The sequence below is a fragment of the Gluconobacter kondonii genome, from assembly GCF_002723995.1.
GTDB classification, from domain to species: Bacteria; Pseudomonadota; Alphaproteobacteria; order Acetobacterales; family Acetobacteraceae; genus Gluconobacter; species Gluconobacter kondonii.
The window spans coordinates 40898-52110 of the sequence record NZ_BEWP01000012.1; the positions used below are offsets into that span (position 1 = coordinate 40898).

14 protein-coding genes and 1 tRNA gene are annotated in these 11213 nt (G+C 47.9%); 9 read left to right on the forward strand and 6 right to left on the reverse strand.

Annotated elements, in window-relative coordinates; all coding sequences use genetic code 11:
• Positions 1–180 precede the first annotated feature (180 nt).
• Positions 181–1488 (forward strand): site-specific integrase, encoded by a 1308-nt coding sequence (locus tag GKO01_RS12095; protein ID WP_099287252.1) that lies wholly within the window; start codon positions 181–183, stop codon positions 1486–1488.
• A gap of 1 nt (position 1489) precedes the next feature.
• Here GKO01_RS12095 and GKO01_RS12100 read toward each other — a convergent pair.
• From GKO01_RS12100 to GKO01_RS12110, 3 genes are all read right to left on the reverse strand, one after another.
• A tRNA-Thr gene (locus GKO01_RS12100) sits at positions 1490–1565 on the reverse strand.
• 194 nt (positions 1566–1759) lie between these two features.
• On the reverse strand, positions 1760–2362 hold the full coding sequence (locus GKO01_RS16555) for an AAA family ATPase (RefSeq protein WP_099287253.1): 603 nt from the start codon (positions 2360–2362) through the stop codon (positions 1760–1762).
• Positions 2362–3195 (reverse strand): hypothetical protein, encoded by an 834-nt coding sequence (locus GKO01_RS12110; RefSeq protein ID WP_145994762.1) that lies wholly within the window; start codon positions 3193–3195, stop codon positions 2362–2364. Before GKO01_RS12110 ends, GKO01_RS16555 begins: the two co-directional genes overlap by 1 nt.
• Positions 3196–3621: 426 nt before the next feature.
• On the opposite strand from GKO01_RS12110, the gene GKO01_RS12115 reads away from it, so the two are divergent.
• Entirely contained in the window at positions 3622–4026 is a 405-nt protein-coding gene (locus GKO01_RS12115) for a hypothetical protein (RefSeq protein ID WP_099287255.1), read from the forward strand.
• Positions 4027–4114: 88 nt separating this feature from the next.
• Here GKO01_RS12115 and GKO01_RS12120 read toward each other — a convergent pair whose 3' ends face one another.
• Positions 4115–4867, reverse strand: coding sequence for a hypothetical protein (locus GKO01_RS12120; protein ID WP_145994763.1), 753 nt, complete (start codon positions 4865–4867; stop codon positions 4115–4117).
• Positions 4868–5657: 790 nt separating this feature from the next.
• Between GKO01_RS12120 and GKO01_RS12125 the strand changes: the two genes are divergently transcribed.
• Positions 5658–6113: a hypothetical protein gene (locus tag GKO01_RS12125; protein WP_099287257.1), complete on the forward strand. Its 456-nt coding sequence runs from the start codon at positions 5658–5660 to the stop codon at positions 6111–6113.
• A gap of 61 nt (positions 6114–6174) precedes the next feature.
• Here the strand turns inward: GKO01_RS12125 and GKO01_RS12130 are convergent, their stop codons facing one another.
• Together GKO01_RS12130 and GKO01_RS12135 are read right to left on the reverse strand one after the other, a co-directional pair.
• Positions 6175–6612 (reverse strand): hypothetical protein, encoded by a 438-nt coding sequence (locus GKO01_RS12130; RefSeq protein ID WP_099287258.1) that lies wholly within the window; start codon positions 6610–6612, stop codon positions 6175–6177.
• Between the two features lie 595 nt (positions 6613–7207).
• Positions 7208–7567: a hypothetical protein gene (locus GKO01_RS12135; protein ID WP_099287259.1), complete on the reverse strand. Its 360-nt coding sequence runs from the start codon at positions 7565–7567 to the stop codon at positions 7208–7210.
• A gap of 166 nt (positions 7568–7733) precedes the next feature.
• Between GKO01_RS12135 and GKO01_RS16010 the strand changes: the two genes are divergently transcribed.
• Genes GKO01_RS16010 through GKO01_RS12160 form a run of 6 tightly spaced genes read left to right on the forward strand, consistent with a single transcriptional unit; the run spans position 7734 to position 11049 of the window.
• Positions 7734–7886: a hypothetical protein gene (locus GKO01_RS16010; protein ID WP_167383477.1), complete on the forward strand. Its 153-nt coding sequence runs from the start codon at positions 7734–7736 to the stop codon at positions 7884–7886.
• 8 nt (positions 7887–7894) lie between these two features.
• Entirely contained in the window at positions 7895–8545 is a 651-nt protein-coding gene (locus GKO01_RS12140) for a hypothetical protein (protein WP_099287260.1), read from the forward strand.
• Positions 8542–8916: a hypothetical protein gene (locus tag GKO01_RS12145; RefSeq protein WP_099287261.1), complete on the forward strand. Its 375-nt coding sequence runs from the start codon at positions 8542–8544 to the stop codon at positions 8914–8916. Before GKO01_RS12140 ends, GKO01_RS12145 begins: the two co-directional genes overlap by 4 nt.
• The gene (locus GKO01_RS12150; RefSeq protein WP_099287262.1) at positions 8916–9320 is read left to right on the forward strand and encodes a hypothetical protein; all 405 of its coding nucleotides are present in this window, start codon (positions 8916–8918) and stop codon (positions 9318–9320) included. The genes GKO01_RS12145 and GKO01_RS12150 overlap by 1 nt, the downstream gene beginning before the upstream one ends.
• Positions 9317–9883, forward strand: a complete 567-nt coding sequence (locus tag GKO01_RS12155) for a phage tail terminator protein (RefSeq protein ID WP_099287263.1) — start codon at positions 9317–9319, stop codon at positions 9881–9883. The genes GKO01_RS12150 and GKO01_RS12155 overlap by 4 nt, the downstream gene beginning before the upstream one ends.
• 50 nt (positions 9884–9933) lie before the next feature.
• A complete protein-coding gene (locus GKO01_RS12160) occupies positions 9934–11049 on the forward strand; it encodes a hypothetical protein (protein ID WP_099287264.1) in 1116 nt (371 codons plus the stop codon).
• Positions 11050–11213 lie beyond the last annotated feature (164 nt).

The following is an 11213-nucleotide window of genomic DNA, read 5'->3' on the forward strand; positions in this document are numbered from 1 at the left end:
AAAGCCGCACTGCCGATGCCGGGTTAGCACAGTGGTAGTGCAGCGGTTTTGTAAGTTTAGCACTTACGAGCGCAAAATCCCCTTAAAACCGCACAAAATAGCGGTTTTATTAGCTCTTGCTCTACGATAAACCGCGACATTAAGCTAGCACGAGTTAAGCACATACGGGACACCTAAAATATGCCGGTGCATTACGATAGCAAAGCGCCCTACACGCTGTTTAAGCGAGGCAGTAGTTGGCACATGCGCTTCTCGATTGAAGGGCAAGGACAAGTCCGTCATTCACTGAAAACGAAAGACGAACACGAAGCCAAACGACTCGCATTCGAGTTCTATGCAGAAGCCAAGCACAACACCAAACTCGGCCTCAAAGCGAAAACGAAGAGCTTTGACGAGTACATGAATATGTTTCTGCGGCAGCTTGAACGCAGAACAGAACAAGGCGTGATCAAAGCTGAACAGTTCAAACGCTTCTATGCGATTCTCGACCGATATGCTCGGGAGTTCTTCCGGCAGGAAAGCGTTGCACACCTGACCTCAAACAAGGTCACTAGGTACTGGGACTGGCGGAACGCCTACTGGACAGATGGGCCAGGCAAGTCCGTCACTCACTTAGAATATGAGCGCGATGGCAAACAGGTTCGAATGCCTATCAGCCCTCGATCACGCAAAGCGCCTAGCAGTTCAACGAGAGCTACAGAGGCACAGGCTCTTCGGGCGTTCTTCACATGGCTCCGAAAAGAAGGTCATACGAAGGAGGTCATCGAAGTCGAGTCGCAGAAGGTGAAACCTAATCCCCGTCCCGGTTTTACGATGGAAGAGTTTGGCAAGCTGAACGTCATATCGACACGGCGTGCATTAGGTGACCCCGACATTCATCCGAGGATCATGCGGGATCGGTTGAGGCTTCGGGCTTATATCGAACTGATGGCGTTCTCGGGAATGAGACCACCAGAAGCAGCCAATCTAAAATGGCAGGACATCCATCACTTCAAGCCCGATATCGACGGCTACGACGACGAAGCCAGACTGGCTTGCGGCAAGGCAATCCGACTTCATGTGCATGGAAAAGGGAAGAAGCGGCCTATCGTCGCAATGCCCGAGATATATTGGTCGATCAATCAGCTATGGGGTCTTTGTCGTGAGGAACTGGGAAGAGACCCGGAACCCAGCGAAAGCCCGTTCATCAACAGCCGCGGGAATGTGCAGACATCGTTTAGGAATGGCCTGAATGCTTTGTTGGAAGAAGCTGACCTTCTTTACGATTACACCGGAGCGAAAAGGTCGGCTTATTCGTTTCGGCACTTTTTCGCCACGCAGATGATTATCGCAGGTGTGCCGTTCTATTCACTGGCTGCGAACATGGGAACAAGTCCCGAAATGCTCCAGAGTTTTTATGTGGATGCGACAAGCGAACATCTTGCCCATCAGCTTCAACCCCAGTGGAAGGTTCTTGCTGAACGCCTTGGTGCTGAACTGGAAGATTGAATGGTGCCGGCGGAGGGATTCAAACCCCCGACCTTTCGATTACAAATCGACTGCACTATCAGCTGTGCTACGCCGGCCCAAGCCCGCATCTACTTAGCGTGAGAGCCCCTGTCAAGCCCGTACAGGGCTCTCCGGCCTCCCCTTTATACTTTGCAGCACAAGAAAGAATAGATCCTGTAGTCCCCTTCAACGATGCACACGGCAATACCTTGCGGGGCTTTTTAAGCAAACTTAAAACAAAAAAAGGGGAGCAGGAATGCTCCCCCTTTTCTCATAACATAGCCAAGTTCTGGACCACCTTACGATAATCCGTCCCATCAGCGAGTATGGTTGCAAGATCAGTGTCTTTCAGGCTGTAACCAGCCTTCGCACACTGACCTTTAATCCAAGAAGTCATCTGGTCCACACTGAGGCGATTCCAGTGAACTGCTTTGAAACGGCTCACTAGAGCAGGGTCCAACCTTGAGATGTGGTTCGTTGTCAGGATCACAGGAACATTAGTCTCGAGACCGTCCAACTTGCCTTTCAAGGTCGAAGCTGCAACGGACGCGAAGCAGTCTACCTCATCAATAATCAGAAACCTCTGACCTGTTGAGTTCTGCCCATACATCCGCATACCTTCTATTGTGCGCAAAACATCACTTTCCGTGCGACAGTCTGCCGCATTGAGATAAGAGATGTCGTTCTGCGTCTTATGTAGATCGGGGATACGGCTAAACAACATGGCATAAGCCGCTGAAGTCTTTCCGCTTCCCGGGGGACCTTCAAGCAGGAGCCGGTCAAGGCTCCCGCTTACAAAGGCATCCCCTGCTCTTCTTGCGGTTGAATGTGGGGGAATGATATCCCCCCACCCGCTCGGCGACCTTATGACCATCACGCCGCTGCCTCTTTTGAAACAGTAGCTTGAGCAGCCAGTTCATCACGCAACAGGCGATCCTGCTCCTGAGCCTCCGAGATCATCGGTTCGATGAGGTTCTTCTGCCGAGACAGACGAACAACCTCGAACCCCGATCCCGAAGACCGACAAAGAGCAACCCACAGTCCGTCAATCGGACTGCTCCCATTAACATCTTCCACTTCGAACCTTGCCTTTGCAGGCGCAGTAGCCTTGTAGAAACGCTCCGCAAACTTACGCTCTCCATTAAGGAGATTGTCGGCCTGCGCTGGGACAGCGACGGGTTTTGTGACGCGACCAGCCTCGTCTTCTCGAACCTTCTTGATCAACGCATTGAATGACTCGAACTCGCCGAGTTCATTGATCCGCTCTTCCAGCGTGTCGCCCAGTTTGCAGAGATACTCCACACCCTGCTTGAGACGTGTCTTCGCAGCACCGCTGATTGCAGCCCCCCCAATGGCTGCCGCATGACCGTTGAGAGCAACGATCACGTGAGCAACATCTAGTTGACGGTTAGGGACATCGGTGAGGCTTTTATCGAACGCTTCGCTCTGGTGAGCGAGGAGTCCTTTTCGAACCTCAGGTTCGTCCTGTCGGGAATACAAGGTCAGACAGACAGCAACCGTCTTGAGCCAACCACTACGAGTTGTATCGAAGCCCTTGTACATCTCGGAAATACCCGAGACGCCGTAAGCAACAAGCTCATCGTAGGGCTGACCTTTAACAGCCGCCATGTCTGAACGATCGATGATGCTCGACATTGGATTGCTGAGATCCATTGTCGTATTTTTTAGTGAAGATGACTGAGCCATCGTAACCTACTCGAAGTTCATTTCGGGAAAACCCACGAAACGCAAGACTTGATCGGTCTCAGATGCGCGTGTGAGACTCGAACTCACTTCTCGAAAGACGGCCATTCCGCGCAAGATCGCATCATCGATCTAATGACTTATTGGATTTTCAAAGAACGACGAGCTTCTTTCGTTGCTCGCTTAGGTTGTACAATACATCAGTTTTCGATTTCGGGTTGTGGGGTTTTGTTACATTTTGTTCATGTTGATATTTCCAATGTTGGAAGCTCAATGAAGCCCGTAGAGCGCGTTCGGTCCTCCGGGGCAACTGCATAGCAGCAAGTCACTAGACCACCCTCAGCGGGCTTCTTAGGGGTATCATCACCCTAAGAACCTGTTAAGAATATTAGAGTAAAACAAGACATCATTAAACAAAGGTCAAATATCATGGGAAGAGCACCAGCTAAGTTTTCATTCCTCAAAGACGTGAAGTTCGTCACGAAGAAAACGACTGTTCAGAAGTCTCCGCGAGATGCCTTCATCAACGCCTTGGATAAGCAGATCAGCGCAGTAGAAGCTCTTCGTGATAACGAAGAACTACCCAAGGGTCGCAAGGCCACCCGCCTTTGGTTCAAAGTGGACTTCGCTGGAAATATCACAACCGACTTGCGTTATGGTAGCAAGACCATTGCTCTTCCCGGTATGACGGCCTCTCAGACGATCAACATTGGAACGGGGTATGACAATCTCTTGGCCTTCTATGAAAAGGTCCGCGAGAGTGCTCATTCTGGTGAGTTCGATGATATCTTGATCAAGATGTCGCAGGAAATATCGAAGCGTCTGGGTCGCTAACTCGGATACCATGAGAGCCCTGTAGCATCAGCTAGGGGGCTCTTTTGTGTAGTTCCAGCTCTCTACAACGCAGTTGGAGAACATTTTTTTATTTCTCCGGCACATGCAGGTAAGGTCGCATAGTATCAACTATATTGGTCTTAAACTCGATTGCAAGTTTTGATTTCTTACTCTCGATATCAGCCATATTGGGATTAGCAAGTGCCGGAATACCGAGAAAGGAATCAACTTCTCTGTTCAAGCACACGATCAGAGTCCGGTGCTGATGCCCTAGAAGTTCATGACACTCTTTTGAAAAATCAAAGAGTACATGATAAACGTCATCGCTATATAGGAACCTAACCCTCTCAAGATCAAGTTCTCTCTTCTTTTTGCTTTCAACATTATAAACGGAAATACTATCTATTTTCTCGAGAGCCCGTTCCCTGATTGGTCTTATAAATCTAATCTTATCGTCTCCGCTTCTGCTAAATGTACGAAGCCTATGATATTCTATATTCTCTTCTTCTGTTAAACGGTAATAGGCCATGATCCCCATAGGAAGGTCATAACAATAGACAAAATGCTCAATGATATTTTGATAAGCCTCGTATCTTTTATCAAATAGATCCAGCTTTAGCTTAGTGTGAGCGGTGCTCGCTTGTCGCTCGCTCAGCTCTTTCTGGGCTCGAGATATCTTTAACTGACACCATGCAAAATATCCCGTTACTGCTACGACTATAAGGGGAGATACTGTCTTGATAAGATCAGGCACTTCCTCAGTTCCCATCGAAAGCCATATATAAATCCCAACAAATGATGCTGTGCAGATAGCAGCTATAATAACGATATTTTTTTCCATTTGGTCTCGGTTCATAGCAGATGGTTTCTCCGTAACATCAGTGGGCAATGTAAAAATACAATCCAAAAGGTCAATGGCACATCTACCGTCGAGCTAGGCATCAGGTAATCATGCTATGGGTACCTGTCTCATCTAATATGAAATGTCATCGGATGATTAGGTGTCCTGATCGCTCGATTATTCGTGAGAACTTCCGTGTGGTGTCGTGTCAGTCAGTCGATCAGGGCAATCGCCATATGAGGGTTCAGTTGAGCCTTGATGTCTCTGCTGGTTGATGTTCGGCCATTATATAAGGAGAGCCGTCGGTACTCACCTAGAGATATTTAATAGACACTATTACTACTGTAAGTAGTAACAGAGCCCGGTAAACACCCCTAGATGAATAACGACAAATCTAAACCGGGCTTGACGCCCACGTCTTTTCGCTTTGCTCAAAGACGCGTCGCGTCATCCGGGTTATTCGCTTTCGCTCTTTAAAAGACGGACGCCTTCGGCGTGTAGTCGCTCTACGGGCGCTCGCTTACGCTCTGCGCTCCGTAAGGCTTGCGGCGCAGCCGCATTAATCGCTCGCGCTGAGCGCAGGTAAACCGGGCCAGATGAATAATGACGTCCAAAGATGCATCAAAGTATAAATACACATAAGAACAAAAGCTGATGGGACCAACCAATGCCATCGCGCATTGGTTCTCATCAGACCTAGTTCACTAAACCTTCTTTCTAAAAGAACCCCTGATGAGTCCGTGGTTGGTCCCCTCATCAGGGGTTCTGCGCATTTAGAAAGGACTAACCAATGATTTTACATGAAAACACAGTTGAACTTCTGAAGAAGAAGTTCCAATCCGCACAAGCATACCAACGCAAAATGAACATCCAGTTCGATCTTACCTTTGAAGATTACAAGAAGCTCTGGATCAAGAACGTTGATGCCCTGACCCATTTGAATAATGCGGTCATTTATGCTGTCGAACATCGAATCAACAAAACAATCAAACTCCCATACTGCCTCACATGGAAGCCTGAGTTCGTAAGAACGGGATCACCTATGAACATCAAGACAGCATGGATCAGATCAGCAGAGGAATCCAAGAGGGATTGCCGCTTGAAGCAAGGTGAGAAGAAGACCGAAAAAGCTAAGGCGAAACTTCGCAGACCTAAGGCCCCTTGGAGTGAAGAACGCAAGGCTAATCGTGTAGCAGCGATGAAGGGACGTAAAAGGGGTTCCTACCAAATCAAACAAGAAACATGAAATAGGATACCCCACAAACCATAGTATTACTTGGTTTTTATTCTACATGATATTTTATATATCATATCATACCATTTCCATTAGGCATATTTACTATGTAGAACCCATCATCTCTTTTGCTTATAGGATTATTTTCTTTAGTTATCCTCCACAATCTGGTATTTAGATTTTTTCTTTTGTCAGCCCCACCAGCATCATAGCCATGAATCCTTAGTAAATGCAGTATGCTATCAACATCCATAGGGCCATTCATTTGAATAAAATGTATAACAAAAGCTTCTAGTTCTTTTTCGCTAATCCTTTGCAACCCATCAGACGGCGTTTCATCGATTTCGTTATTATATATATCATCAAGATATTTGAAAATAGTTTCTATGGAAACTTCACTATACTTAGATAAATCGTATAGCATCTTATCCAACTCAGCCATTTCAGCTTGAAGCTTTCTTCTTCGATTTGCAATATTCTCCATCGCTATCACAAGCGGATTTTCAGCCATACTTACCCCCTTTGAAGCGCCAAACGCACTCCACAAAAAGCAATAGCACCTACAAATACGGGAACAAATAAAAATCTTAATCCGCGAATATGAAGGCTTGCAATCAATCAGGGAGTATGAGACATCTGATCTCGGCCTTAAAAATGAAAAAGGCCTGCCCTCGAGTACCAGTCGAAAGCAGGCCTATCTCGTTTTGCGGGGCAGCCACTATGTTAGGCATGGCTGTCAAATGCACCGGGTAGTCCAGCGCAGTGTGTTTCAACGCCGCTACGTTACGACATCCCCATGTATTGTTCAATGCCTCACACCACCCTAGTGGGAGTAAGAGGATGTCCAAGAAATCCTTTCCGCCCGCACCAGCCGGTTATCGGTATGTGTTTCGCCCTTGGCGCACATGTCCCATCACCGGCGATAAGCTCTATGCGAAAGCGTATGGCTTGCGTGCGTGGCCCATCTTAGTCGCAGAGTAAGATGGACATAGAAAACCCGGCCAACAAGCCGGGTTTTCTATTATTTAATAGCCCCGTACAGTGCGGTATAATGTCTCTGTGGTGCATTGTGTGCTGCCCCAGAGAGACGGCGCTATATGGTGTACTCAGGGTTCAAGAGTACTCTTCTTTTGGGGGCTCGCTGTGGGCGTATAACTTGCAAGATCGGCCTGACGGCTCGCACGCATCACGCATTCTCTCTCGGTATTTTCCTGCTCCAGAAAAGCCTTGAAGGCAGCAAGATCAATCTCTTTTCTGATAAGTTTCTGATATTCCACCTCGATCCGCTTTGCACATTTTTGCGCCTCTTCAATGGAAGAAAAGGGACCTACAAGTCTAAATACCGGGGCAACGGAGGTGTCTATGACCCAGAACTGGTCTAGACTAAACCAATATACATTCTGATCCGTCTCTGTCATGTAAGACGGCTCATCATATCCATATACCTTGAGAATATCGAGTATCATTGTAACCTCTAATGATGATAAAAAAGTACGATGGGATAAGGGATAGAGGCAGTCAATAGGTCTCGATACTTTTATCAATCGCGCCAACTAATCCCTAGCACATAATCCCAATAATCATTGAGATTAAACTTCAATAAATACCTCAAACAACCATTTGAGGTATCTAATGAAGATCAAAATCATCAAAACCTATAATCCAAAGTTCGTCGAAGGCATGACATGCGTGGTTCGCCCTCATGTCGGATTGCTTCTCGTTGAACAAGGATATGCAGAACTCATCGACGCTTGCGGGCCAGTACCCGACAAGATCACGAAATGAGGTGACGCATGATATCAAACCTCAGAGGCAACAAGCCTGACCTCGTAGTCGATGTTGATGACCTTATGGACTATTGCATGGTCCTCGACCCCTCACAGACAAGCCTCATTCAAGCCCTCGCCCAGACGGCTCAAGATTATATCCAAGACATTATCGGTGACTACCTCGTCGCAACACCGATCACATGGGTCATGGCAAAAGATGAAATGTCCCAGAATGATTTCTACTTCCGCTCTTTCCTGTCGAACGGCTCAGGTAGCTTTGGCTATGGCTCTGGCGGCGGTCAGTGGATCAATCTGCCAACAGGCGCACAGAGTATCGAGAGCGTAACAGCAGCCTTCTGGGGCCAGGGCGAAGTGGCTCTTGTTGAGAACCAAGACTACTTCCCCGATCTCACGACTGATCCTGCTCGTATTCAGCTTTCATTCTCTTACAACCTCAACGATCTCTACCGAAACCATTCCCATATGGTCGTTCAGTACACAGGCGGCATCGCAGCGGACGCAGCAAGCGTTCCGACTAGCTTGGTCCTTGCGATTAAGGAAATGACGAAGCGCATGTACAAGAACAGAGGTGCTGATGAGATAAAGCTAACGAATAGCTTTATCGACAGCCTCATTTCCCCGCATCAGAGATTCAACTTCGGTGGCCGCCCATGAGCAGTAGCCGCATAGATGAGACGCAGTTCATCCAGAAGATCACCTTCTGGGACTGGGAGCAGACGGAAACGGAAGACGGTCGGGGCAACTCGTACCAGATGACCAACGCTCGCTACGAATATGGTCAGTTATTCGATGTGAACCCATTCATGGTTGTGAACGGCGTTCAGGAGAATATGACGGATTACACGAGCATCTTGAGAACTCGTTATAGACCGGACCTCAACTCATTCCAGTACGTCACGCAGGAAGTTCGCCAGCCAGATCGTTCGGTGATCACTGTTCGATATCAGGTGGTGAGGCTGATGATGGTGGAACAGGAAAACCGATATTTAGAATGTTTCCTAAGTAAACAAGATACGGTGAGATAATGCCCACGATATCCTTCCAGATAAGCAATCCTGGACAACTGCAAGTCGATCAGAAAGCTCTCAAGAAAGAGCTTCGTGCCATCGGAAACGATATCAAGAAGAAGACACAAGCCCTCATTTTAGCCAATGCGAGCACGAGCCCACACGTCGCCAGCAAGCCTGGTCAGGCACCTGCAAGCTGGACTGGAAGCCTCGCTTTGTTGCTCAAGGTCAGGATTAAAGGGAACAGGGTCACACTCATCGACACGGCACGACAAGCGAAAGCACTGGAAGCCGGAGCAGCCCTGAACAACGGGTCAAAACTTGAGGCCCGCCCTTACCTATCGACCGTCTTTGAACAAATGAAACCCGAAATCGAGAAGCGCCTAGAAAATGCCCTGAAACTTACAAAGGTGGATAAATGAACCCAATCCTAAGATGCGTTGACGTTATCAAGCAGATCAGAACAGACACGCGATATTTCACGAAGGTATCTGGTATCGGCGACATCAGCCGAATGATGAACCAACAGAACATTAAACAGAGTGACATGCCATTTTGCGGCGTGTGGATACCGAACGTCACGGCTACTGAAAATCAGAACATGCCGGGATACCTAGCACTTGAGACAACCACGTTTCAGTGTGTTGTCGTCCTCAATATGGAAAGCGACGATACGGGTTATCAGTCTGCCAGTGACGCATATGACCTAGCTAGAACAGACCTTCGCAAATGCCTGATGGGTTGGGACCCGACACCCGATCGAAGCAATGGCTATCCCATGCAGTTTGAAAGCGGCTCGATCGTTGGTTCTCTCGATAGCTCAAACTCGCGCGCTGTCTACTCATTCGATTTTACTCTCACATACACGATTACAGAAGAAGACGGATATCAAGAAGGCAGCACTGACCTTATCGAAATAGATACAACCATGCCCAATAACGGATCTACTACCATTTTCCCCAACATCATTAATCCAACTAAATAAAAGAGGTTAAACCCATTCATCTTTTATGATCATTTAAGGAGATATTCCATATGAGTATATCAAATATTCCAGAGTCCTTTCCGCTACCGGGGACATGGATTACGATTTCATCAACAGGTGGTGTAGCGTCAACGACCTATCAGGTCGTTCTCGTTGCAACATCTTCGACAGGCAACACGAACACGCCTGTTCTCGCTGGATCGCTTGCGGACGTAGCATCAGCGTTCGGTTCAACTTCGGACATCTATAAGGGTTATGCCCGCTATCGTTCCGTTGACACCGTGACGCCTGTTTATCTCGTAAACGCAGCATCCGACTCAGCAACCGACATCACTGCCGCTCTAACAAGTCTCGGTGACATTCCTGCAAACCTCTTCATCACTCCGTTTGCGACAAGCGACGCCGTAAAAGCCTTTGATACTTTCTTGGCTTCACGTTGGGCTTACAACAACGGCCTAGACGGTATCCATGTGACAGCCATTGCAGACAGTATGGCTAACCTCGTTGCCCTTGGCTCCACGGTAAACAGCCCATATTCGAGCGTTGAAGGTTTTGCTCCAGGCGGAACAGATTCTGACATTGAACTTGCCGCAGCAGTCGGTGCAGCCGTTGCCGTGAAGGCGAGTGCAGACCCTGCAAATCCTATTCAGGGCATCGCCCTAGCCGTAGCAGCCGCTCCACTAGGAAACGCATTCAGCCAGAGCGCAAGAGAAGCAATCTTTAACGCTGGTATCGGTATTACCAAGCAGGATACTGCCGGTAATGTTTACCTAGAACGTCCTCGTATGACCTATCAGACGAACGCAGAAGGCACGGCTGACGACAGTTATCAGGACATCGAAGCGCTCAACATTCTTGCGTATGTTCGTACGAAGCTACAGGCACGCTTGAACTCACGCTTCTTCGGTGAAAACTCCAAGAAGCTCGTTGACAATGACACGATGATTTATCCGGGAAGCAACGCTGTTAACCCGAATATCATCTTGTCCGAGATCATCGCTGACTACAGCGAGAACGTGGACAATCTGTTGTGTCAGGACCTTGCGACATTCCTCAAAACAGCTTCGGCAAGAATCGTTCGTACGGGCGTTGTTGAAGTCTACTACCCAGCAAAGATCGCAGGCGTTCTACGTCAGATCACTGTTGGCATTCAGTTTTCTAAGTAAAACATTTTAAGGAGAAATATAAATGGCTTCACCTACATCAGTTGGCATTTCCAACTTTGCTATCAACGGGATTGCTCTAGCGATCCCTCAGGATGCAGAGCTTACCTACAGCATTCCCGTTAATAAGCGCGAATATCTTAACTCTATGCAGGGCGTTGAAAATA